General features: G+C 39.2%; 23 protein-coding genes and 2 pseudogenes. 9 read left to right on the forward strand and 16 right to left on the reverse strand.

Features of this window, described 5'->3' with window-relative positions; genetic code table 11:
* Window positions 1-2: 2 nt before the first annotated feature.
* The 6 genes and pseudogenes from F908_RS12585 to F908_RS12610 form a co-directional block, all read right to left on the reverse strand.
* Window positions 3-575, reverse strand: a complete 573-nt coding sequence (locus tag F908_RS12585; protein WP_005162501.1) for a BREX protein BrxB domain-containing protein — start codon at window positions 573-575, stop codon at window positions 3-5.
* The gene (locus F908_RS12590; RefSeq protein WP_005162505.1) at window positions 562-1341 is read right to left on the reverse strand and encodes a BrxA family protein; all 780 of its coding nucleotides are present in this window, start codon (window positions 1339-1341) and stop codon (window positions 562-564) included. Before F908_RS12590 ends, F908_RS12585 begins: the two co-directional genes overlap by 14 nt.
* Entirely contained in the window at window positions 1338-1841 is a 504-nt protein-coding gene (locus tag F908_RS12595) for a BrxE family protein (protein WP_005162508.1), read from the reverse strand. The genes F908_RS12590 and F908_RS12595 overlap by 4 nt, the downstream gene beginning before the upstream one ends.
* Window positions 1842-2452: 611 nt before the next feature.
* Window positions 2453-3055 (reverse strand): annotated as a pseudogene (locus tag F908_RS12600) (tetratricopeptide repeat protein); the annotation flags it as partial.
* A gap of 14 nt (window positions 3056-3069) precedes the next feature.
* On the reverse strand, window positions 3070-4656 hold the full coding sequence (locus tag F908_RS12605; RefSeq protein ID WP_005162513.1) for a CAP domain-containing protein: 1587 nt from the start codon (window positions 4654-4656) through the stop codon (window positions 3070-3072).
* A 29-nt stretch (window positions 4657-4685) separates the two neighbouring features.
* Window positions 4686-5294 (reverse strand): sortase family protein, encoded by a 609-nt coding sequence (locus tag F908_RS12610; RefSeq protein ID WP_005162516.1) that lies wholly within the window; start codon window positions 5292-5294, stop codon window positions 4686-4688.
* An 839-nt stretch (window positions 5295-6133) separates the two neighbouring features.
* On the opposite strand from F908_RS12610, the gene F908_RS12615 reads away from it, so the two are divergent.
* The 3 genes from F908_RS12615 (at window position 6134) to F908_RS12625 (ending at window position 8155) form a co-directional block, all read left to right on the forward strand.
* Entirely contained in the window at window positions 6134-6487 is a 354-nt protein-coding gene (locus F908_RS12615; protein WP_005162519.1) for an antitoxin Xre/MbcA/ParS toxin-binding domain-containing protein, read from the forward strand.
* Between the two features lie 482 nt (window positions 6488-6969).
* Window positions 6970-7317, forward strand: a complete 348-nt coding sequence (locus tag F908_RS12620) for a hypothetical protein (protein ID WP_005162522.1) — start codon at window positions 6970-6972, stop codon at window positions 7315-7317.
* Window positions 7301-8155: a hypothetical protein gene (locus tag F908_RS12625; RefSeq protein ID WP_005162525.1), complete on the forward strand. Its 855-nt coding sequence runs from the start codon at window positions 7301-7303 to the stop codon at window positions 8153-8155. Before F908_RS12620 ends, F908_RS12625 begins: the two co-directional genes overlap by 17 nt.
* Before the next feature lie 150 nt (window positions 8156-8305).
* Here the strand turns inward: F908_RS12625 and F908_RS12630 are convergent, their stop codons facing one another.
* Window positions 8306-9253: a MobA/MobL family protein gene (locus F908_RS12630; protein ID WP_005162528.1), complete on the reverse strand. Its 948-nt coding sequence runs from the start codon at window positions 9251-9253 to the stop codon at window positions 8306-8308.
* A gap of 501 nt (window positions 9254-9754) precedes the next feature.
* Here F908_RS12630 and F908_RS12635 point away from each other — a divergent pair.
* Window positions 9755-10450 carry a hypothetical protein gene (locus F908_RS12635; protein WP_034602779.1) on the forward strand — a complete coding sequence of 232 codons (696 nt, stop codon included), beginning with the start codon at window positions 9755-9757 and terminating at the stop codon, window positions 10448-10450.
* A 212-nt stretch (window positions 10451-10662) separates the two neighbouring features.
* Window positions 10663-10941, forward strand: coding sequence for a pyocin activator PrtN family protein (locus tag F908_RS12640; protein WP_005085393.1), 279 nt, complete (start codon window positions 10663-10665; stop codon window positions 10939-10941).
* An 18-nt stretch (window positions 10942-10959) separates the two neighbouring features.
* Here F908_RS12640 and F908_RS12645 read toward each other — a convergent pair whose 3' ends face one another.
* On the reverse strand, window positions 10960-12120 hold the full coding sequence (locus F908_RS12645; RefSeq protein ID WP_005162535.1) for a site-specific integrase: 1161 nt from the start codon (window positions 12118-12120) through the stop codon (window positions 10960-10962).
* A 121-nt stretch (window positions 12121-12241) separates the two neighbouring features.
* Between F908_RS12645 and dusA the strand changes: the two genes are divergently transcribed.
* Window positions 12242-13261: a tRNA dihydrouridine(20/20a) synthase DusA gene (dusA, locus tag F908_RS12650; protein WP_005162538.1), complete on the forward strand. Its 1020-nt coding sequence runs from the start codon at window positions 12242-12244 to the stop codon at window positions 13259-13261.
* A 9-nt stretch (window positions 13262-13270) separates the two neighbouring features.
* Here dusA and F908_RS12655 read toward each other — a convergent pair whose 3' ends face one another.
* Window positions 13271-13702: a GNAT family N-acetyltransferase gene (locus F908_RS12655; RefSeq protein WP_005162546.1), complete on the reverse strand. Its 432-nt coding sequence runs from the start codon at window positions 13700-13702 to the stop codon at window positions 13271-13273.
* Between the two features lie 336 nt (window positions 13703-14038).
* Between F908_RS12655 and F908_RS12660 the strand changes: the two genes are divergently transcribed.
* The gene (locus F908_RS12660; protein ID WP_004658972.1) at window positions 14039-14521 is read left to right on the forward strand and encodes a hypothetical protein; all 483 of its coding nucleotides are present in this window, start codon (window positions 14039-14041) and stop codon (window positions 14519-14521) included.
* 30 nt (window positions 14522-14551) lie between these two features.
* Here F908_RS12660 and F908_RS12665 read toward each other — a convergent pair whose 3' ends face one another.
* The 4 genes from F908_RS12665 to F908_RS12680 form a co-directional block, all read right to left on the reverse strand.
* Window positions 14552-15322, reverse strand: coding sequence for a tRNA threonylcarbamoyladenosine dehydratase (locus tag F908_RS12665; protein WP_005162548.1), 771 nt, complete (start codon window positions 15320-15322; stop codon window positions 14552-14554).
* 61 nt (window positions 15323-15383) lie between these two features.
* On the reverse strand, window positions 15384-16571 hold the full coding sequence (locus tag F908_RS12670; protein WP_005162549.1) for an MFS transporter: 1188 nt from the start codon (window positions 16569-16571) through the stop codon (window positions 15384-15386).
* 110 nt (window positions 16572-16681) lie between these two features.
* Window positions 16682-19438, reverse strand: coding sequence for an aconitate hydratase AcnA (acnA, locus tag F908_RS12675; protein WP_005162550.1), 2757 nt, complete (start codon window positions 19436-19438; stop codon window positions 16682-16684).
* A 127-nt stretch (window positions 19439-19565) separates the two neighbouring features.
* Entirely contained in the window at window positions 19566-20381 is an 816-nt protein-coding gene (locus tag F908_RS12680) for a TatD family hydrolase (RefSeq protein WP_005162552.1), read from the reverse strand.
* Between the two features lie 134 nt (window positions 20382-20515).
* On the opposite strand from F908_RS12680, the gene F908_RS12685 reads away from it, so the two are divergent.
* Entirely contained in the window at window positions 20516-21217 is a 702-nt protein-coding gene (locus F908_RS12685) for an IS1-like element ISPa14 family transposase (protein WP_005157712.1), read from the forward strand.
* On the opposite strand, the gene F908_RS12690 is transcribed toward F908_RS12685, so the two are convergent.
* From F908_RS12690 to F908_RS12700, 3 genes are all read right to left on the reverse strand, one after another.
* On the reverse strand, window positions 21210-22091 hold the full coding sequence (locus F908_RS12690) for an RsiV family protein (RefSeq protein ID WP_005162554.1): 882 nt from the start codon (window positions 22089-22091) through the stop codon (window positions 21210-21212). The genes F908_RS12685 and F908_RS12690 overlap by 8 nt on opposite strands.
* A 108-nt stretch (window positions 22092-22199) precedes the next feature.
* Window positions 22200-23027 carry a hypothetical protein gene (locus F908_RS12695; protein ID WP_005162564.1) on the reverse strand — a complete coding sequence of 276 codons (828 nt, stop codon included), beginning with the start codon at window positions 23025-23027 and terminating at the stop codon, window positions 22200-22202.
* A gap of 68 nt (window positions 23028-23095) precedes the next feature.
* Complete coding sequence (locus tag F908_RS12700) at window positions 23096-24688, reverse strand: peptide chain release factor 3 (RefSeq protein WP_005162566.1); 1593 nt, start codon at window positions 24686-24688, stop codon at window positions 23096-23098.
* A gap of 195 nt (window positions 24689-24883) precedes the next feature.
* On the opposite strand from F908_RS12700, the pseudogene F908_RS16350 reads away from it, so the two are divergent.
* Window positions 24884-25225, forward strand: a pseudogene (locus F908_RS16350) (transposase); the annotation flags it as partial.
* Window positions 25226-25289: the final 64 nt, after the last annotated feature.

Consider the following 25289-nt stretch of genomic DNA (forward strand, 5'->3'; position numbering starts at 1 on the left):
TATTAGCCACCGACGTGGACAGAGCGGTAGTTGCCATCGTCAGGGTAGAACCCCAAGAATTTAAGTTGTGTCTTACCTGTCCGAACGCCAGGATAAAAAAATACTGTTGGCACATGAAATTTGCCTTGTAACTTACCTTCGATGACACCAATTCGGATATAAGGATGTAATGCTTCAAGATCAGTAACCAATAAAATGGCCTTAGACTTTCCTTCGAGATCAGCTAGCTTTGCTTCAATACGTGCCTGCAAAGCACCATTACTAATGGCATTGGCAAGTGATGCATTTGTTTTATCCCATGCTAATGGTGTTTTTTGGTCAGCAACAAACCAAATCTTACGAAGGGGAGCATTATTGATAATGTCTGCAATATGTTCTGCAATAGAAAATGTTTCAACTTCCCAACCATCATTACGAAGCCGATGTACCCATGCAGGTGTTTCACGTTTTACGTTTAGAATTTGACTTGGAGGAAAAACTAAATAAAAAATGGGTTCAAAACTAGCATGGCCAAATTCACGCCCCTGCTTGATTCGTTCCATTAACTCATTAAAATCAGCTTTAAGCGATGACATCAATCAACTCCTCCATACTTTTATAAGTCCATCCGATATGTACCACATCAGAAGCGGCCTGAAATATGAGTAGACCTTGCAAGGACAAGCGTTTTAGCTGATCTCTAACATCGATAGGGGTAAGTCCAAAAAGCTCCCAATCTGAACTTGCAACAATTTGATTATCCCCAAGACCGCTGAACTTCAAATCGTATGCAAGGTATGCAGCAACTTTCGGAAAGATACGATAAGCTGCTATTGAACGTTGATTACGACCAGTAGTTGTTACTAATCCATAGTCAGCACAACAGCCCATTAAATAAGATGAAACACGCTTAATCGTCGTCTCAGACCATGGTTTTTGTGTTTTCCCCTCACGAACACTATTTTCAACAAATGCACGTGCATCTTCTAACTGAAGATCATTACGACCAGCGGAATAACGAGCCCAATAAACATCTCGAACAAAATCTGCCAACACAAGATTGGCACGAGCCGTGTAAATGAAAAGTAATTGATTAAGTTCATTAATTGTTAGTCGATCAACAAGTATCTTCAGTAATTCAGCAGCATGCGGATCGCGAAGGTAGCGTGGAGCAAAGCATTCAGCAACAATATTGCGCAAGCGTCTTGCAGTAACTAAGGGGAATCGACCAGATGCTAAAGCAGCTTCATAAAGCTGCACAGTAGTCATACCTGGTTGATAAACTTGAAGTAACTGTCTGGTTTCTTCTATAAGGCCCAATCCTGCTTGCAATTGAGTCGTGTAGTAACGCTGCTGGATCATGAAACTTCTCGCATATAAGGATATGTCTGGATATCAGCATTAAATGCAGCATGATACATACCTGCAGCACGCCTTAATTCAGCTACAATATCCTGATCCAGCTGACCTACTAATATAGGGCCTGATGATAAGGATTCTTGCTTTTCAGCCAACTCCCCTAAACGTACCAATGCCGCCTCAGGATTTACCAATCGAGTTTGTACGGTTTGCACAAATCTAATGTCGTTAAGCATTTCTGCCGATGCCTGTTCTAAACTGATAGGTAAACGAAAAAGATGGTAAATACGACCAACACCAACAGTACTATCGTGAATTATTGCCGCTGCCGCAGTTACCCCTTGATATTGAGCAAGAAACAGAGAACGGTTAAAAATTGGTGTTAAAAATGCAGTGGCCGTCGGACTAAAAAAATCACTGCTCCACCAATTAGCTTGGCTTTTTTCTCCAAGATAACCAATTAAAATACGGAGTTCCGCAATTGTCGTTGCGATTGTCTTCATTCAGACTCCTAAACATTTCTTCGATGATATTGTCTAAAGTATTCCCGAAGAACTTGTAATTCTTCCCAATTATGCGCTCAGTATAATCGATAAGCAGCTTGAACTACTGACAGCGTATCCTCATGCATGATAAGGAGCTAAAAATAGCGGATTAATAAGCTCAGACTGATAAATAATTATTAAATACACTTCTCGCCCCCTATAATTTTCCCCTAGCATTTTTACCAACTGTCTAAAAATTAAATTTTTTAAGGATACCATCTTCTAAATTTTAAAAAAGCCCTTAACATTAAGTATCTATTTATTATTGTACTTATCAACAAATCTATAAATAGTCTTTAGTTAACTCAATTCAGAATTTTATGAACTATTTTTAAAAACCCCTAATTCACTAAAAATCTGTCGCATTTGGTATTTGAATTCACTTAATTAAAAGACTGCGCTGCCCTGAGCAAATGGTCGCCACTTATGCTGCATACCCAGATGTAACGTCGCGCAGTTATACATATCTTGCAGAAAACCTCGTCTTGGTACAGCTAAAACGTTGGCTGTTGCATAAATATCTGAAGATTAGAACAACTCTACCTTTCGTCTATTTGTGCAACAAAGCCTTTGCCACTTCCCCAGTAATCATCTTTTTGTCTTTCTCTGGATGATGTCACTTTGTAAAAACTTCGAGCAACGGTATCTGTACTTAGGTTAGGAAGTACAACTTGCTTAAAGTTCTTAGGCTCAAGCTTGGATGTATCATAGTATTTAATGGCTGTTGTGGCTGTTTGTACTGATGGCATTTGAACAGCATTGAGCTGCTGTGCTTTAGCCTGCAATGTATTATATAACTTGATGGCTTCAAGTTGTCCCTGCCGTGCAGCACTTTATAATAAGGCTACACCTTTTTCTGCATCCTGTGGCACCCCATCCCCATTCAGATACATGACTGCTAATGCGTACTGTGAAGGAGCAAAACCATTGTTGGCTGCCTTGGAAAACCATTCAGCCGCTTTTTTATGATCTACAGGTACACCCTTCTTTCCTAAGTAGTAAAGCATCCCCATATTATGGTTACTTTGATTGTTATCTCTTTTTGTCGCTACATGGGACAGAACATAGTTCAACCCGGCTGACAGGTTCACTTTCTTGGTTTCAGCAAATACTGTTGAACTGATCCCTACAAAACCAATGGCTACAACAAGGTGAAGTATTAATTTTTTCATCTGATTCTTATCCTTTATTTGTTATCGACTTTAAACCAGTAGGAATATTCTTTAGGCTGACCATTCACTAGGACATTGCTGAGTTTGACATCGTAGATCACGTTCAATTTCAAATCGTCAAAGTTAAACTGGATATGGTTGGGGACACCGATATTCTCATAGCGGATATTACTGATCTTCTGTTTAGCGCCACTACTTCGTTCAATGACAACAACAGTAGCTTTGGCGTAGTCAACATTTCGATTGGCAAAGAAATTCTTTTGATCGGTTAAAACTGAAATCGAGAGAATTGACCCCGGCATATAATATTTGGCTGGATAGTTATGATAGGGATAGGCAATCACACCAAGGGGTGCAGTAGTTGCATTATTAAAAGGGTAAACAACTTTAATTGAAGTCCCTACAACGTAAGGGAATCGGGTATCCTTGAATGATGGGGCATTGACTGAACCATACACCGATTTTTGCAAGAAAGGATTGAGCATCCAGAGGCGATGCCCCACATCTCCTGCAAACAGATTTAATTTATCATGCACCATATTGGTAATGCTTTCGGCAGGTGAATAGTCATATTTATTCTGTCTTACCCCCATTTCCAGACTACTGGTTTTTGCACCCACCGCACCAATATCTGAATAGCAGTTGGTGTTCGCTTCAGGGTAATGGGTCAAGATGTTGTTTGCCGCAAGAATCAGTGCGGTCTGCATCATCTCATCTTCACGGGCATAGTCGTATGTAATACTTGGCAACCCATGCAAGGCACGAACCGTGTTGAGCTCATTTAAGAATTCATTTCTAAACTTTGCACTGAGCTTACCCGCATAACAGTTGTTGATATCGGGTGCTTCATTCATGGATGAAGCCTTAAACACATCAAAGCTGATGGTTTTACTCTCTGCTGCCAGTGTTTTGGTATCACCCTCTTGGGTGAGTTTAAGGGTACATGCACCTGCACCAATCCCCTTTAGTTCACCCTGACTATAAGTACAGGTTGCAGTTGAAAGACTGCTAATCGTGACAGGAAGTTTGGTACTAGATTCCGTATCCAGTGAATACACATTATCCGTCAGGATGTATTTGATTTTGAGTGGGGTAATGGTTTGTTTGAGCTTATTGACACACACATTATTTTCTAGATATTGATCGGCAGCACAAGTCACATTGACGGTCATGCTACTATTTAATGCTAAAACTTTTTCTGTCCCTGCCTGTGTCAGTGCCAGACTACACTGACCAACTTTAAGCGCTTTGAGTTCACTGCCACTTACACTACAGATGTTGGGTGTGTTACTGCTAAAAGTTACTGCCAGACTTTGATCTGTGTGAAGCGATAATGGATAGCTTTGACCTTGAACCAGTGTACTCAATGGGAATGACTGGATATTCTGTACTGCCTTATTTTTACATACCCCCTCTTCCAGATATTGGCTTTCAACACAGGTCACGGGCTTAGGGATAGTGTTGCCATTATCTGGATTACCCGTTCCACCGCCATTCGATGAACCAGAATCTCCTCCCGAACCACTGCCTCCACATCCAACCATTGCTGTGCTGATTGCTAACATCAGCACAGATGGCATAAATGATTTTGAAATCATCATGTTTGACTGCCTTAAATTTTTTATTGTTGTTATTGATAATGATCAGCCGATAATAATTGACGGATTTCACTGGCCATTTCTGGACTACGCCATGGAAATAGGACTTTTAGGCTGTAATTCGGTTTGAATGGATCTCGTGTGCCGATATTGACTTGAAACTCTCGTTTCATCGGTGTGCGATGAACTTGTTGATTGACATGCGTTCCCATCATTGGATTGCTGATCACAGTGGTCGTGGTTCTAAAGTTATCTTCGACTAAGTTGTAGTGTCCAACGGAGGTGATGTAATCAAAGGGATATTTCACGAGGCGTTGATCTGGCTGATCAAACAGGATAATGGTTTTATCTTGGCTGTTAATCCAAACACCACGGTTTTGATAATTAAAAGTTTCTCCTTGACGCTTCAGTTGTTCAGTCATCCCGTCAAAGTAGGTATTTCCATATTCATAAAGGTAGTAAAGAATCACAAACCAGAACAGGTCAAAGCCAAAGAAGATGTAACCGAAAGCACCAAAGGAGAAGATTTTGGCAACGATGAGAAAGATCACGATGGGTAAGATCACACATTTTATAAAGAGCTTAGATTTTTGTGGGCGGTGTTCAATGGGTATGATTTTGGGTTTGCTTAATTCAGTCATGTTTGTTTCCCGCATGTTCAATGCAATGCACAATCACCAGCAGATATAAAAAGGTTTATTTTTTATAGGCGTGACTTAGCCATCCACCGTTGGATTGTTCTTGTAAAAATATTGTTTGAATACAGACGAATAATAATAAATTAGCCGTATTGCCCCCGTTGCAAAGCACAACAAGGTTGAACATGGGGTGAAGCACAAATTAGAAAAGATTGGTACAGCATGAGAAGCTCCTTGTGTTAAGAAGTTCTACCAATTACTGCTAAATAATGGTGGCAGAACGAGAGCGGGTTAGCAGACTGGAACACAAGAATCCAGCACGTCCGAAGACGTCCCCCTCCCGTTCCACCGCAGAGGGGCACGAGGGGATAAACACTAAAAGACAAGTCCTTTAATGCTCTTGTGTTGGACGGTCTGCTAAAACCGACTGGCAATGTAGGCCAGCGAGCCCATATTAATTTTATCCAGCGCTTTAGTCAATTTTACAAAGTACTAAAATCTATACAATTAGATTCGCCAAATGTAATCGCATTAAGTCTTTGATTTTTCCCATAAGGTCAAATTCATCCGATCGATCGGCTCATTTTGCTTTGATGGATGAGGCTAAAATGGACTGTTGTTCTCTATTAAAATAAAACAATAAAATAAAGAATTAAATCAGGCTCAGCTCAGCTTTTACATTTGAAGCATTGAGATGAATCAATGCCTAATGAGCTGTTAATGAGAAGATTGAGATTTACTCAGGCTGATTTAAAGCGATCAAACTGAAGTTCCCTCTTCTTCAGTTATATCCTGTAAATGAGATAGAATAATTAATCAGCAAAGCTCAGCGGGCCGATTGAATGAACTCTGTTAGTACAGCAACAGTTTTAGCAGAAGCCGTATTGAAAACTGCGGATTTACTCGGTCTTAGTAATACTCAACTGGCTACTGTGATGAGTCTCGATCTCATGTCGATGAACCAAATCGAATTCTCAGCTGTATTAGAAGCCGCATCCCCACAAGGTGAATATGGATTATTACTGATTCGCCTTTATCAAAGCTTATCTACGTTAACGGGCGGTGATTCTGAATGGATTGATTATTTTATGAATGCATTCAATACCGCAACCGATGGTGTCCCGATTCAGCAAATTCAAACTAGAAAAGGCTTAGAGAAAGTCTTAACAGTTGTTGAAGCCCTGAACAATCGATGATTTATTTAACTCATTCTTTTAGCGAATCACCTTAGATTTGATGATTTCTTATTTTTTACAGAATCATTGAGAGCTAAAAATTAAATATTAGTCTATACAGCCGTCCGCAAGTACTGTTCAAAACAATATTCCCAGCCGTCAGAAATTTAAAATATCTTCAGGTTAATCAATACATTATTTAATGTTAAAATATGTAAAAAGATCCAATTACATCGTTGACAGCTCAAGCGATATCCAGTTAAGCTAATTCTACACAGCAAAATCTGTGTTCAGGCGTGAGAACCTGATACAATCTAGGTGCAAATTAATGTCGCACTAGCGGCTATTTTTTTGTCTACTGTTTTAGCAGTCGTTATGGCAGCTTGCAGGGCAACCGTAAGGTTGGCTGATCCTAGATTCAGTATTCTCACCCCTGTTGAGCTGCCACCATTACCGTGAGAAGTAATGGGGGTAAGTATTAAAACTTATCTAGGACCACTGCTATGAACGCAATTCTTCATGGTGCAAATACGTGCACACCTAAAAAACAAGCTGGTCAACTGATTGTTGAACTTGGCAAATCTATTTCAAATCCTCAGCGTCAGACACTCGCCAATCTTTATATTGCTGTTGATACTGCAAACTCCTTGCTCAAAGAACTTGAACAAGCACATCAAATCATTCGTGAATGTATGCATGAAATGAATGATGAACAAATTCTCAAAGTCGCAAAGCTTAATCAAAATAATAACTTCTCCTCTTTATGGGCATTTCGCACACATCAACGTCACAAGATGATTGAACGTGCACAACGTGTTCTACGTGGGGCGAATCATGTCCAAGACCAATAAGAATAATAACCTCCTGATTTCTGGAGACTATCCTCTGATTGCTTCGCCAACGCTTGCAAAAGCGTTTGGCGTGGCTGCCGCCAATTTTTTACAGAAGCTGCATTACTTTTTAGAAAATAACGAAGGAAAAACCTTTAATGGAAAAAAGTATTGGTTCCATAGTTATGAACAGTGGCAAACCACGCTCGGTGTATATAGCATCTCAACGATTAAAAGAATCGTAGCAAAGTTAAAGCAAGCTGGAATTCTTGTGATTGAAAAATTGGCACAGAATAAATGGCTACAAACCAATTTCTATACGATTAACTATAAGAAACTCAAACAATTCATCAAAGTCGACAGTCAACAAGATCATCAGGCTAAAGTGAAATCACCCATTTCTGCTCCAGTCGCTGCAACAAGATTACAAAAGCCAGCAACAGCACATACTATTCAACCGAGTGCATTAATTAATTCGATTCAACAGGCATTTCAAAATATCAAGGTTAAATCAAATACATTTGCACCAACATTAAAAGTGGCAAAGGAATCCCGTATACGCCCCGACTTTGTCATGCGTGAATCTTATTCAGTTGCAGGATTAAGCCAACCACTCCACACTGCGGCATCCAAGGAAATATTAAAAAATATGGATATGGTCTACCGCTGCTTTTATCAAGCACTGAGGCAACAACGGGTAGATATTGCTTATGATGATCACCGTATTCAACAACTGTTAAAGTATCAGAAGCGAATTCTTCAACACATTGTATATATCAAACAAAATTTTTCAGGACATGAGCGTTATCAATGGCACACGCTTGAACAATTGCAGATGGAAAACTATTTTAAGAAATAGGTCAAATTGCGCTAATACCAATTCAGTTGATCCGTCCATAGAAAGTATATGGACAGATCAACTGATTTAATTAAAGGCTGAAGAAGGAATAATACATTCCATTGAGCTTGCTTGTGAGCCATCATCATCTTTGGTTTATTAATGAGGATATTAGAAGTCAAAATCAAATTTTTTAGATTGATCAAGTTGTGGCTTATTCTGGTTTTCCTGTTCACGTTTTTTCGCCAGCGCTAGCTCATAGTAATTTTTATAAAGTTCATACAGATTATTTTGACGAATTTCCCGAATGTTCTTTCTATATTCTGCTACCTTGTCTTGATCTTCAGGATCAGTGCTATAGAGTAACGACCTCGGAATTTGTGGGACATCTTTTAAATTGGTTCCATGTTTTTTATTATAATCTTCATTAGATAAGCACGATACTGCACTGCTCACTTCGATTTCCATACCATGAATTTCTATAATTTTTGTGGGTGCATATTTTTCTAAAAATTCATTTATTATTTTTTCAGTTTTTGTTCGGTAGTGAAATAATATATTACGACCAAATCCAAGCACATCAGCCGTGATTTTTAATGCACCCCCTTTTTCAGGATTTTTTTGACGATATTGCTTAAAGAACTGCTCTGGGGAACGTTCAATATTATCCAACATACTTTTTTCTGAAAATAATAGATGTAAATGTGGCTGTTCTGACTGTCCATCAAGCGCAGCCACATGATTATGAATTGCGATTGTAGATGGCATTTTATATTGACCACAGAACTCATACATCAGTCTCTCAGATAATTCGATACGTTTATTTCTATCCAGTTCTTTTGGCAAAGCGATTGTAATATGTGATGAGGTTCGTCTAGTCTCACTTGTATATTGATCTGCTGCATACCAAAACTTTTCAGGATTATTTTCAGACCAAATCGGCATATTATAAGATGCACAATATTCAAGCTCTTCAATGTCACTTTTATGCTTTGAAAAATATAAAGTACGCGTAATATAGTGATATGCACTTTTTGAGAGTCGATACTTTGAATCACCATCACTCAATTTTATTTGACTATCACCTTTAACGTTATGACTTAAATGAAAATAATACATTTTTACTTCCGATATTAATTTAATTGGAATATCGGATCCTACAAAATTTTAAAAATTCATGATTCGTTTCGTGAAGAAAAATGAAAAAAAATATTTTTCAATTAAAACGCATGAGCAATACCACTCCCATAGTTTCAATTTATATAATAAAAACAATAATTTAGTTGTGTGTTTTTTATATGTAGAAACAGTAAATCTAAAACATGAGTAACGCATAAATTATATAATAATCAATTGCTTAAAACTAAAAGTGCTGCGCAGCACGAGGAGAAGTGTCTTTTAAAGCGAGCGAAGCGAAATTTAAAAGACACGGAAACGAGATATAAAAAATCTTTTTTGCATTCGCAAAAAAGATTTTTTATCTGCCCCACCATTAACAGCCATAAATTAACAGTTAAAACTAACAGAAGAGTAGTTTTTTTTGAAAAACACAACATATGACGATTTTTTTTAAGACTCTGTGATATACCAACATTTTCTTAAATAAAGATGGTTTTAAAAATGGCTAGAACTAGATTAACAGTAGATGAAATGATTTTAAGTGTTGAAAAGCACTTAAAACAGATAGCAAGACGCACTCATTCAGATGAGTTAATACTACAATTGATTCGATCAAAAACTGCAAATCAATTTACAGAAGAAGACATTAAAAATTTGAGGAATAAATATCATAAAGTTTTAGAATTAAATAGATTAGAAGAAGTAATGGACACTATCTGCTCAATCAAAAAAAGTGATCGCTCTGATATTGAAAAAGACATTGTTGATTTTAGTGGATATGAAGACCCTTTCTCTCAGACTGATGAAAGATTAAAAATAGCCTTAAGGATGCTAAAAAACTACAATCGAAGAGTTCCTGATTTAATAAAACAAAAAGCACATGATGAAATCAAAAATTCATTTCATAGTTCTTATAGACAAGTAAAACAAAAGATAAAAGATCGAAAGCAAGAGAATCATGAGAAATTTTTTCTTGGAAGTGTGCTTATATCATTTTTTAAATCACAAAATATTGAAATGAATTATCTTGAGAATACACTTAAAATGATAGAGCTTTATCAAACTAAAGATTATTTTAGAAAAGAATTGTTTTCAAAGTCCGAAATTGAACAATTTAAATTTTCAGAAGCAGGTAGAAACTTTAACGACAAGAAAAATGTTATTTTATCCGACCCCAAGAATCCCTTTAACAAATAAACAATAAAATTAAAAGATAAGCAGTATACGTTTAGCTCATTTATTTTAAATGAGCTAAGCAGTCGACGTTGTTATTACTAACAACGAACAAAAGATTATTTACTGATACAATAAAAAAATAAGTATTTTTTTTGATTTTTTAAACATATCTCATCTTTTTTTTAATTAATTTGATAAATTCAACTCAGATCTTATTTCATCAGAGCAGATTAATGAATAGTTTAAATTCAGAATTTACTTTATATTCAATGCTAACAATGCGTTATCAAGCACCTGTTGTTCAACTTGAAATCATTTTGAAAGATTATTTTCCTCATATGAATAAGCAAAGTGCGAACAAACGTGCTTCTCGTCAAGATTTGCCCTTCCCAGTTTTTAAATCTGACAACTCTCAAAAATCACCATACCTAGTTGATTTAAAAGAATTTTCAATATATCTCTATAAACAAAGTCAAATTTCCGCTAAGGACTGGAGAAGTTTGCATGAATAATTATCATGCGAGCTTCTTTTATTTTCGACTAGATATTGCAATTTCCGCATTCTGAATTGCTTCTTTAAAGTCCAATCGATCATTTCGACGTCTGATTTGCACATAACGCTCTAGACTTGACCAACTCTCATGTAGCGTATGTTGTTGTAGCTGAGGGATTGTCAAACCATTTTCTGCTAGTCTGGTCGCCCCTTCGTGCCTTAAATCATGAAAACGTAAATCTTGAATTCCTAACATCTTCAATCCTTGTTGCCATCTCGCCGCAAATGATTTGTGATTAAGCGGGATAAGTAAATCTATATCCCCTCCTAATTTTAACATCCGCTCCCGAATATCAGGTTTCATCAACTCATCAATTACATTTTGTGTATTTTCATCAATGACAAAGAATTTATCATTTCCTTTACTGCCATTTGGATTTTTGAGATCTCTTACCAACCACTCTTTATGCTTTTTATCATAATCACTCAGTTTCAACCGTGAAATTTCAGCTTCACGACGACAACTATAAATAGCAAACCATAAAATCAGATGTACAGGAATCGCTGTACGTCTTTGTTTCCATTTCTTGTAAAAATAATTCGTTAATATCTGCAATTCTTCAGATGTGGCTAATCTACTACGCTTTACGGATTTTGTAATAATGCGTGCATCTCGCAGCCCAGCCATTGCCTTATCTAATTCACTAATATCAACTTTTTCACCCCACGTTTGTTCTGCATACTTCAATACAGATTTAATATATTGTAAATCTTGCAATGCTGTACTAGCCTTGATTGGCAAAGCGTCAATTTCCGGAACACCTTTTTTCCTAAGCAACGTATGTGCGCTATAATCTTGTCTTTTTAAATCCTTGAGTTTTATTTTTCCAATCGGCCAGTTACATAAAAATCGTAATCCCATACGTTTAGAACGTCCAAAACTGGCGACCTCATTAAGATATTTTTCCATTGCTTCAGCCAAGGTCAGATTTGATTTGGTCTGGGACTTTTTATTTTGATGTAATAATTCTGGATTTGCTTCCAATTCAACTTCACGTTTTTTTAACCAAGCTTCTGCAAGCGATTTTTTACTAAATGTTCTGGATTCGGTATAATTTACTTCTTCTCGACGTATCTGTAGCAAAGCTCGATAACGAATCTCTCCAGTGGATGTAACACGCTTAGTTATTGTACTCATTTCTATTGCAACCTTGGAAATTGAAACTATTTCATGGTTGCAATATGGTTGCATTGATAGCTAAAAATTGCAACCATATGCTAAAATACGCCACTATATGCACCTTAAGGAATTGACATAAATGACTGAAATTAATAACAATGTAGAAGAAATAAATGATTTCAGAATTAGCGTGGCTCCGATGATGGATTGGACCACAAAAGACTATCGTTTCTTTGCTCGCTTATTTAATCCCAATGTCGTGCTGTATACCGAGATGGTCACTACAGGCGCGATTATTTACGGTGGTGCTAATCGGCATCTCGATTTCAATCAGCAAGAGCATCCGATTGTGCTACAACTCGGCGGCTCAAATCCACAAGAACTTGCTACCTGCACCAAAATGGCCGAAGACTGGGGTTATAACGAAGTTAATCTCAATGTCGGCTGTCCAAGTGATCGCGTGCAAAACAATAAAATTGGGGCTTGCTTAATGGCTGAACCCAATTTAGTTGCAGAATGTATTCATAGTATGCAAAAAGCAGTATCGATTCCTGTAACTGTAAAGCATCGTATCGGGATTGATGACATGCAATCTTACGAAGAAATGCTGCATTTTGTTGATACGGTGGCATCAACAGGCTGCACACATTTTATTGTACATGCACGTATTGCGATCTTGCAGGGCTTATCGCCGAAAGAGAATCGCGAAGTTCCACCATTACGCTATGAAGATGTCTATCGTTTAAAGCAAGAACGCCCACATCTAAAGATTGAGATTAATGGCGGTATCAAGACCTTTGAAGAAACACAACAACATTTACAGCATGTTGATGGCGTCATGATTGGTCGTGAGGCATATCATAATCCGTACTTATTGGCGGAGATGGGTGAACTTTGGAATTTGGAAGCACCTAATCGTTTTGAGATCATGCAGCACATGATGCCTTATATTCATCAACGCGTTGCTGAAGGTGCTCCACTTTCGATTATCACTCGCCATATTCTAGGTTTATTTCAAAATCTACCAGGCGCACGTAAATGGCGCCAAGCCCTCAGTGGTGGAAATGCCAAAACCATTGCTGATATTGAAAATGCAATCATCAATATCCAAACAGCGATGCAACGTACTGAAGATTACGTTCGAGAACATCAAAGTTAATTTGATGTTCTACGCATAACGTTTACACATCGGAATATAGCGTAACCCGCCATTTTCAATCACTGTTGAAGTGACTGTAAATCCGAAATTTTCATAAACGGGCTGCGCATAACAACTAGAATTCACAGTAATTTTTGAATGTTGCTGAGAAAGTTTATCTTCTAAAAACATCCAAAGCTGACGACCTATTCCTTGCTGTTGTGAATTCTGCTTAACAAAGAAATGAATCAAATGAGAAGGTTGTTTATAAGCAATCACACCAATAATGGATAAATCTTTCTCGAAAACAAAATATTCAATGCTTTGCATTTCAAGTAATTTCTTAATCATGTCTTGACTGAATTTTTCTTCACCCTCTGCATTCAATGCAAAATCTTTTATATATGGCTGAATTAATTCTACTATTTGCTTGATATCTGTTGCTTTTGCTGGACGTATCACTTGTTATTCTTTCCATTTTTCATTTTAATAAACAATAGTTTACTATTCTTCAAACCTCAAAGCTTTGTTTCTTTGAATCAGTACTTGCGTATATTTTCTAATCAAAAAAGAAATATAATCTTACAAATCATTTTATTCAAACTAATTAACAACTAAATTCATGATAATAAAAAAGATTCTTTATGTGATTTTTACGCTAAGTTCTTCACAACACCCTCAAAAAGTTACATTATTACATTGCAAATAAGTTTTTTTAAGATTTATCGCTTAATATCTGCGAGCCACGGAATTTGGCGACCGCTTCAAAGTTGTTTTAGGATTGGTTGAGATTGAACTATGATTTATGATGCACCCTCATTAGATTCGATGATGCATGCACAGACTCAAAATGCAGTCATTATGCTCAGAGAAACTCCCGCAGATATTACACCGCCATACGCGTTATCCAAGAATTCGCAGCAAATTAACTTACAAAAGTTTTCAGATAAACTTTCTCGTGTTTCCTCATTTCATAGTTCAGCAAAGTGCGCCAAATCAATTCGCATCGCATTACAAACAGCGGGTGCAAAAATTGCACAACATCCTATAGCCGCCTCAGATTGGGGTGGAACGCTACAAAAAATTGGCTATAAGCAAATTGACCCTGCTTTTGATAACCCAATGCCAGGTGACATTTATATTATTCATCGCACCAAAAAACATGTGTATGGTCATATTGCTGGTTTTACAGGCTCACAATGGGTTTCTGATTTTAAGCAGACTAGCTATGACGTTTATAAAGACAAAAACGTCACTTATACTTATTACCGTCTTGGTTAATAAAAGACTGAATCAAAGCCTAAACGAACATTATGTTTTAGGCTTTTTAGCATCTAATTTTTTCAGCACTTCAGCCACCGCCACCATCGCAAAGCTTGAAGTCACCACCACTGCAGAACCATAGCCGCCACAGCGCAGACCCGCACTTGGACAAACATCTGCACTGGAAAATGGATTATCAATCGAATACACGCAAGTAATGCCAAATTTCTCTTTTGGTTTTTTACAAATCCCTTTTGAACGCAGTTGCGTGCGTAACTTTGCAAGCATTGGATCTTGTTCGGTCTTGGACAGATCTGCCACGCGAATCTTCAGTGGATCGAGTTTTCCTCCTGCTCCGCCTGACACAATCAACGGGATTTTGTTAAAGCGGCAATGCAGCATCAAGGCAAGTTTGGCTTTGACATCATCGATGCAATCCAAAACAATGCTTGGTACTGGATTTAAAATTTCTTTGACATTCTCAGGCGTCAGATAGTCATCAATCACATTCACTTTCATGCGTGGATTGATCTGGCGACAACGCTCCGCCATCACTTCAATTTTTTCTTGTCCGAGTGTTGAGCTCATCGCAGGCAATTGACGGTTAATATTCGATGCAGCCACCACATCCATATCGACTAAGGTCAGCTCACCAATCCCTGTACGTGCTAGCGCCTCAACCGCCCAACTGCCAACACCACCAATCCCAATCACCATGACATGACTGTGTTCATAATGCGAAAATGCACGATCTCCATAAATTTTGGCGACACCAGCAAAACGGCGGTCATATTCGTCATTTACAGGAACATCGGTCATAACAGTCGTGATCTATCTTTTCAGTCAAAGTAGTATTTTACCGTGTTTAACTGGTTTTAGGTTAGCCCAGTGAAACTTTACTTGATGGTTGATCTCGACGAATTAAAATAACCAACAGGATAAAAACGATTAGGCTCATGCATAAAGCCAAAAGGTTTGCATTGATCCATCCGAGGCTACTCAAAATCGGTGCAGGTAAAAATGCTCCCAAAGTCGCAAACAAAGCAATTCCTGTTTCATTAATTCCTTGGACACGATGTTTTTGCTGTTCGTTAAGACCTGCTAACAAGGTTGATGCGCCTGAATAAGCAAAATTCCAACCCACGCCCAACACGATCAAGGCAGCATTAATATAGATACCGACCTGTCCAAACATTGGAATTAAGGAAGATAGCATCAGCAAAGCAAAACCAACATAAATCGTAGTATGCGTTCCCCATCGTTGAATCAGTTTAGAGACAAAGAAGGACGGGATAAACATCGCCAATACATGTAGCTGAATCGAGATCGAAGCATAATGAAATGAATGATGCTCCTTGAGATGTAAGGAGGACATAATCATCATCACATTCATAATATAGTAAGCAAAAGCACCGCTGATGACAGCAGCGATAATCAAAGTGCTTGGCAGTTTGCGACGTTGAGTTGGTTCAATCAGCACCTGCTGTATCTGTTGGCGTTGGAATTTTTTGTTCCATAGATACAAGATCGGAGAGAGCAACAAGGCTAAGACACTGAAAATGAAATAGATCGCAGTGAAATCGGGTAAGCCTGCTACCTGTTGAAACTGAATTGCCAACATCGGTGCAATAATTGCTGCAATCACCCCACCCGAAATCACCATCGCAGTAGCTTTTGGAATTAAATCTGTCGCCAAACGATCAGAGGCAGCAAAGCGATAAAAATTCGCAGTGGAGATAAATAACCCCAGTGAAAAATGACTGAGGCACAATAAATAGAATTGTTGCTGCTGTAGGGCCAAATAACCGAGAACACCTGCCAAGAACAAGCAGACGCAACCAAACTGGAAAACCAAATGCCGCCCAAGCTTTTTCATTAGAAAAGAAAAAATAAAGGTGGTCAGTAACATCGCTAAAAACTGCAAACCATACGGAACCGTAGCCAAAGCCTGTGTCGGCGCTAATTTCAACCCCACAATTGCCGCTACAGTAACAGACAGAACAGCAGCAATTAAATTAAATGCCTGCGCAGCCAAGAGATAATAAACATAGCGTGGTAACTGATTCAAAGCCTTTATCCAATTTAATCTGGCCTGATTACCTTAACGCTGAATGCTTGAAATTCAAACAAAAAAAGATGAAAGACTAGCTTTCATCTTTGATTTAAGAGTGTGTTTCGTTATGCAGCAATCAGATTGCGTAATACATAGTGCAAAATGCCACCTGCCTTAAAGTATTCCACCTCATTCAGGGTATCAATTCGGCATAGCACCTTAAACTGCTCCTGACTGCCATCCTCTCGTACCACCTCAACATCAAGGATTTGATGTGGCTGGATATTATCTGATAATCCATAAATGGATAGCACTTCACGGCCTGTCAAGTTTAAGGACTGGCGTGTTTGCTCATTAATAAACTGCAAAGGCAATACACCCATTCCCACCAGATTGGAACGGTGAATCCGCTCGAAACTTTCCGCAATCACGGCCTTGACACCCAGTAGGTTAGTTCCCTTTGCGGCCCAATCCCGTGATGAGCCCGTACCATACTCCTTGCCTGCAATAATCAACAAAGGAGTTTTTTGCTGCTGATAACGCATGGCAGCATCATAAATTGCCAGTTTCTCACCTGTCGGGATGTAAATGGTGTTGCCACCCTCCTCTCCATCCAGCATTTCATTTTTAATGCGAATATTGGCAAAGGTGCCACGCATCATCACTTCATGATTACCGCGTCGAGAACCGTAGGAGTTGAAGTCTTTCGGCTCAATCCCCTGCTGCTGTAAATAGCGTCCTGCTGGGCTGTCTTTCTTGATATTTCCTGCGGGAGAAATATGATCGGTGGTGACTGAATCGCCCAATACCGCCAAGATGCGTGCCTGTTCAATATTGCAAATGGCTTTCGGAGGCTGATTAATTTCCTCAAAAAATGGCGGATGGCGAATATAAGTCGAGTTATCTTGCCACGCATAAGTTTGGCTTTGTGGAATCTGAATCGCCTGCCAAGTTGCATCACCATCAAATACTGCTGCATATTCCTTATGGAACATGTCGGTATTCACTTTTTGCAGTACTTGATCAATTTCAAACTGACTTGGCCAAATGTCTTTCAAATAGACATCTTGACCATTTTGATCTTGTCCAATCGGCTGAGTGGTTAAATCAGTCCGAATATTCCCCGCCAAACCATAGGCTACAACAAGTGGTGGTGACGCCAGCCAATTGGTTTTCACTAAAGGATGAACACGCCCTTCAAAGTTACGGTTACCTGAAAGTACCGAAGCCACATTCAGATCATGGCACTGAATTGCTTCTTCAATCGGTTCAGGCAAAGGCCCTGAGTTACCAATACAGGTAGTACAACCATAACCCACCAAGTTATAGCCCAACTCATCCAAGTACGGCGTTAAGCCTGCCGCAGCCAAATAATCGGTCACCACTTTAGAACCCGGTGCCAATGAACTTTTCACCCACGGTTTACGTTGTAAACCTTTTTCAATGGCTTTTTTCGCCAGCAAACCTGCTGCCAACATCACACTTGGATTGGAGGTATTGGTACATGAGGTAATCGCGGAAATCACCACATCACCATCCTTCAATGGATACGATTTTCCATCAATAGTACAAGCAGGTTCTTCATGCGCTAAATTCGCTTTCTTGGCTTCAACAGCCGTACCGCCGCCGCCTTCATTCTCTAAACGTTCTTTGGCGTCTTTCGCAGGTTTTAAATTCAGCTCCATCAAGGCGTTAAACGTTTTAGGAACATCGCCCAACAAAACCCGATCTTGTGGACGTTTTGGCCCAGCCAGACTGGCTTGTACGGTACTCATATCCAGACTCAAGGTATCGGTAAATACAGGTTCATCGCCTGCATTACGCCATAATCCTTGTTGTTTACTATAGGCTTCGACTAAATCGATACGTTCCTGTTTACGGCCAGTTAGAGCTAAATACTCCAATGTCACATCATCAATCGGGAAGAAACCACAAGTTGCTCCATATTCAGGTGCCATATTGGCAATAGTCGCGCGGTCAGCCAATGGTAAATCAGCCAAACCATCGCCATAAAACTCAACAAATTTACCCACTACGCCTTTTTGGCGCAGCATCTGGGTAATCGTGAGCACCAAATCGGTCGCAGTAATCCCTTCATTCAACTTGCCTGTGAGTTTGAAACCAATCACTTCTGGAATCAACATCGATACAGGCTGCCCGAGCATGGCTGCTTCGGCTTCAATACCACCCACACCCCAACCAAGAACGCCAAGCCCATTGATCATGGTGGTATGTGAGTCTGTTCCGACCAAAGTATCTGGAAAAGCAAAAACCTGACCCTCATCTTCTCCCAACCAGACCGCTTGCGCTAAGTATTCTAAATTGACTTGGTGGCAAATCCCGGTGCCGGGTGGCACCACACTAAAGTTATTAAATGCAGATTGTCCCCAACGCAGGAATTGATAACGCTCACCATTGCGCTGCATTTCAATTTCAACGTTCACAGCAAAGGCATTATTATCGGCAAAATGATCGACCATCACTGAATGGTCAATGACCAGATCAACGGGTGACAAAGGATTGATCAGGTTAGGATCACCGCCTGCTTGAGACATTGCAGCACGCATCGCAGCCAGATCGACCACTGCTGGAACACCAGTGAAATCCTGCATTAACACCCGTGCAGGGCGATATTGAATTTCCTGATCAGAACTTTTGGTTTTCTGCCAATCAACCAAGGCCTGAATATGCTCCACTTTTACACTTTTTTGATCTTCAAAACGGAGTAAATTTTCTAGCAAAACCTTAAGTGACTTCGGTAATTGATCAATATTACCCAGTGTTTCAGCTGCTCGCGCCAAGCTAAAGATTTGATAGGATGTCGAACCGACGCTGAGTGTTTGTAATGAATTAAAGCTATTGATTGTGCTATATCTGGCCATTCGGTTACCCTCCCAGTATTGGCGAATTTATTTATTATGATGTTCTTCCTTTAATGTAAGCCTGTTTAGAAAAGAGTGTGTTCCCTTTTGGTTATCTTATTTTTATCGAGATTATTGTCTTATTCTTCTAAAATTTTAAATGCAAAGCAACCAATGAGTTTTGCCATAATTGTGCAGCCAGCTGCAACTCAGGCTGGTCAAGGGTCTGAGCCAAACTGTCTAGAATATAAGGTAGGTTCACTGGGGTATTACGGGTGCGATGCTCGGTCGAAGTTTGGCAACACAACGGCGTCATATCTGGACAATCTGTTTCAATCACCAAATTTTCACTGCCAATCGCCTGCACTACTTGATGCAGCTTTTTGGCATTTGGATTGGTGATTTGTCCTGTCACCCCAATTTTAAAGCCCAGTTTAACCAATGCCTTGGCTTCTTCGACTCCACCACTAAACGCATGGGCAATGCCACCCAATTTGAATTTTTGTGCTTTTAAAATGGCAAGGGTTTCTGCGTGTGCCTTACGGATATGTAATAACACTGGCTTTTGATACTGTGTTGCTAATACAAGTTGCTCAATAAAATAATATTGTTGCTTGGCAAACATTTCGGGCTGTTTATGTTGTTTTAAAAAAGTATCTAAACCAATTTCACCTACAGCCACACAGTCATGCTGTTCTAAGACTTGCTCAAGCCGCTGTAAATGTTCTGGCTGATGTTGTTCGATATAAAATGGATGCAAGCCGGGTGCTAGATAAGAGCTTGGCACATTTTCCCAACATTGTAATTGTTGATGAGTTTGAATCAAGTCATCGAATCGGGATTCAACAAAACCAATTAACACCAAAGCATCGACCCCAACCCGTTTTGATTCCTCAGCCAGATGTTGCCGATCAAGATCAAAATCGGCAACATCAAAATGGGTATGGGTATCGAACAGTTGCATTAAATTTGACTTGGCGTACTTGCAGCAGGCGTAGATGCTGCGGGCGTATCTATTTTTGGTAGATATTCAGGTTTTGGTGGTGTTTCAAAAAGTATGCTGAAACAAAGCAGGTTGAATTTTGATAAAATAGAGAAATGCGAATAACTCTAGAAATCAAATGTCCAACCTGCCTCGGTGACAGTATAAAGAAAAATGGCATCAAAGTAGATGGGAAACAAAACTATCAGTGCAAAGACTGTAAACGTCAGTTTATTGGTGACCATGCTCTGAGCTATCTAGGATGTAATTCAGGCATTACTCGAAAAATATTACAGTTGATGGTCAGAGGTAGTGGTATACGAGATATCGCTGAAGTTGAGCGAATCAGTATCGGTAAAGTTTTACGTACTTTAACCGAATCGACCTACCAAATTCAGCCTAAACAAAGTCATTATGAGTCTCTTGAAGTTGATGAGTTTTGGACTTTTGTGGGAAATAAAAATAATAAACAATGGCTTATTTACGCCTACCATCGAGAAACAGGTGAGATTGTTGCTTATGTTTGGGGTAAAAGAGACTTAGCTACAGTTCAACGATTGAAGACAAAGCTTAAACAATTAGGTATTCACTACACCCGAATTGCAAGTGATCATTGGGACAGTTTCATAACTGCTTTTAAAAACTGCAAGCAAAGTATTGGTAAATTTTTTACTGTAGGTATTGAAGGTAATAATTGCAAAATAAGGCATCGAATTAGGCGTGGTTTTAGAAGGAGTTGTAATTTTTCAAAAAAGATTGAAAACCATTTTAAAGCTTTCGACTTAACCTTTTTTTACATCAATAATGGCTTCATTTAATGTCAGCATACTTTTTGAAACACCACCCAGGTTTTAAAACACCCTGCAATTCAGTAAATGGAATCACTAACCGCGGCAAACCGACGACATAAGGACCAATCTCATATTCACCATACTGTAGAATTAACCCCTGCTCACCTAATAAGAAATTATCGGTGACTTGGAATGGCCAAGCCTGTTCATATTCTTTCGGGTCAGTGGCGAGTTTTGAATCGACAATCCACACTTTAAATGCGTCATGCGCCAATTTGTCTAGAGTTACTTTTTGCTTCGGTAATAATAGGTCATGCAATTGAATCTGTTTTTGGTTTGCTAAATCAAAGTTATAGTAACGTTGAGAGGTTGAACCATGTGCTCCACCCAAATAACTGCTGCTATTTAACACTACAGTTGCTAGCTTGCCTTTCGATTGTAAAATTTTAGGCTTAATCATCAAACTGATCTGATGACTACTACTGAGCGCTTTTAACTCTTCATCAATCTTCACAAACGCATTAGCATAGGCTTGTGCCTGAGCATCTAAACCTATTTTTTGCTCAGTCGTTTTTGCTGTAGATGCTGCTGAAGCATCAGCATCAACGACATCGAGCATTTTACTCAGTTGATCGAGAATCTGTTGATCCAGTAACTGGTCAATGAACGGGAAATTACTTTGTAATCGTTCAACGGTAAAATCTGGACAGGTATTGCCTTTACATTCAGGTAAATTTACCTGCAATTTCACGGTTTCACCACGCAGAATTGGCTCAGCAGTTTGCTGTACCACTGGCGGATCTGTCGGTTTATCCTGTGATTCTTTCGGCTCTGATTTCGGCTGGCAAGCAGCAAGCAAAATGGCACCTGCAAGAATGCTATATTTATAAAATGCTTTCATTTAAAACCTATCAGTATTGTTATTACACAAGATTTTTAAATGCTATCGAAGTTAAAGCAAAACCGCTATAAGCGCATGCAATTTCTATACGAAACTCAAGCAAGTAGATTAAAACATTTGTTGATAAATATCAGGCTGTAGCATCTGTTTACTTTGTTCAGTGCTTAAATAAATATCCAGTTGTGGTGCATCCTTACTGATTTCATTGGCACGGTAATGCAGACCAATGCCCTCGCCATCAAAGAACCAGTCGGCCTGTCCCCAATAGAGTTTTTTCGGCACCTGTTTCTTCACTTCTGTGGATTGTTTGTCAATCCATTGTTGATAATGTGCCTGAATAATGTCATTCAGTGCATTTTGCTGATTCTTCTGAATCACATCCAAAATACTAAGACTTTTTTGTAGTTTACGGTCTGCAACAAAGAAATAAAAACGGTCCTTGACTGCAATATCTTCCTGCTGGGCATTTACCCCCACTTGCAGCAACACATACTGATTCCGCTGCGATGCAATACGGGTATTCAAATGCAGCTCATAGGCCTTGTTTTTTGAATATTTATCCTGCCATTCATCTGACTTTTTTACATAGGCGTTGATGGCCTGTTGCAAGGTCAGGTTTTTATTCTGTTCAATCTGTTGCTGGATTACGTTGGCCTGATTTTTTGTAATCCATGCATTCAGCCATTGATCCTGAGTTTTAATGGTTTGAATGTCGACATCAATACAGTTTTTCTTTTCACAAAATGGCAAGGCATAATCCGCCTTAGCTTCCTGCATATTGAGATAGGGTAAAACCTCAGCTTTCTCGACTGGCGCAGCACTCTGTCCTGTGGCTTGGGCTGAATCCGCCCCATTTTTCTTTGGATGATCACATGCCGTTAAAGCCATCATTCCAATCATTAAACTGACAGCAAAAAGTGGTTTTAAAGTATTCATCTCATCCTCCTTTTTTAGATCGTTCAATTAAAAACAGCCTCTAATTTAGAAGCTGTTTTTGTATATTTTTAGTGTTCTCGCGTGTTACGGAACTGAATATCTGGCCAGCGTTCTTGCATTAACTGCAAGTTTACACGGCTTGGCGCAAGATAAGTCAGATGACCACCACCATCTACCGATAACTGATCATGCGCTTTTTTCTTGAACTCATTGAGAATTTTTTCATCATCACAATGAATCCAACGTACCGTATGAACACTGACAGGCTCATAAATACAGTCCACCTTATATTCTTCTTTTAGACGGTACGCGACCACATCAAACTGTAACACACCGACTGCACCGACAATCAAATCATTACTAATTTGAGGCATAAATACCTGTGTTGCACCTTCTTCAGATAACTCTTTCAAACCTTTTTGCAATTGCTTAGATTTAAGAGGATCACGTAAACGAACTCGGCGGAACATTTCAGGTGCAAAGTGTGGGATACCTGTGAAATGTAATTTTTCACCACTGGTAAATGTATCACCGATCTGGATGGTACCGTGGTTATGCAAACCAATAATGTCTCCAGGCCAAGCTTCTTCCAAATGTTCGCGTTCGCCCGCAAGGAAGGTTAATGCATCGCTAATACGTACATCTTTACCGATACGCACATGATTCATTTTCAAACCTTTTTCATATTTGCCTGAGCAAATACGCATAAAGGCAATACGGTCACGATGTTTCGGATCCATATTGGCTTGAATTTTAAAAACAAAACCAGTGAAACCCTCTTCATTGGCATCTACTGTACGTTCTTGTGTTGGATGTGCTTTCGGTTCTGGTGCCCAATTGATAAAGGCATCCAGTACATGGTCAACCGCAAAGTTACCCAAAGCTGTACCAAACAATACAGGGGTTTGCTTGCCTTGCAGAAACAGCTCACGGTCTAATGGCTCATTTGCCATTTGAACTAACTCAAGTGATTCTTCAAAAGAAGCCCAAGCTAATTCACCCACTTTTTCACGAATATCTGCATGATCATAACCATCACGTACTTCAATGTCCGTAATCGTCGAGCCAAAACCTGCTTTATAAACATATAACTTGTTTTCAAGTAGGTTATAAACCCCAGCAAAGTCACGCCCCATACCTAAAGGCCATGTAATTGGGACACAGCGAATATTTAAAACATTTTCAATTTCGTCAAGCAATTCTAGAGGCTCGCGAATTTCACGGTCCATTTTGTTGACGAAGGAAATGATCGGTGTGTCACGCATACGACACACTTCCATCAATTTAATCGTACGTTCTTCGACACCCTTAGCACCATCGATGACCATTAATGCAGAATCCACTGCGGTCAAAGTACGATAGGTATCTTCCGAGAAGTCTTCATGTCCTGGTGTGTCCAGTAAGTTAATCGTATGGTTTTTATAAGGGAACTGCATCACAGACGTGGTAATCGAGATTCCACGCTCTTTTTCCATTTCCATCCAGTCAGATGTCGCAGCACGATCCGACTTACGACTTTTAACCATTCCAGCAACCTGAATAGCTTTACCCCATAACAGAAGTTTTTCGGTCATCGTGGTTTTACCCGCATCGGGGTGGGAAATGATCGCAAAGGTACGTCGCTGGGCAACCTGTGCCGCTAATTCGTCTTTAAAACTCATGAGAAAAATCTTCAATATGTACACAGTTACGTACACATGACTCGATATGTACCATAACTGAAAAGTGAGAATTCGAAATTGGCGCAATTGTAGCAGATTTAGTGAACTTGTTTATTGATTGTTGATAAGTACCAAGTTATCCACACAAAGCTTTATTTGTTAACAACCGAATTGAAATTGAACTATAAACAGACTTATGACACCAAGCAATGCCGTCAGGCCATTGCAGATCGGCAAGCACATGCGGTGATTCCAACTAGAAAAAATGCGAAACCATGGAAAGATATAAAGACCAGCTCGCTAAAGCGAAACGAATGACTTCGAACAGTTAAACATTTAGGCAGGACACTATGGAAAAAATGATCAAACTATCATCGCCGAAGTTTGCTAGAAACCAAGATGCACTGCATCAAACTATTGGGTGATAGGCTTAGTGCAAGGCATTTTCATAACCAAGTCAATGAGATTCATGCACGTGTGGCAGTATTAAATAAATTTACTAAGTTGGACCGACCTCACACCCAAGTAGTCACTTAAATTTGGATAACTTGGGACAAGTTTAGTCTTTGAATGTTTGTGCAACAAAGCCCCTATCCGACAA

The sequence above is a fragment of the Acinetobacter sp. NIPH 284 genome (assembly GCF_000369425.1).
Taxonomy (GTDB): Bacteria; Pseudomonadota; Gammaproteobacteria; order Pseudomonadales; family Moraxellaceae; genus Acinetobacter.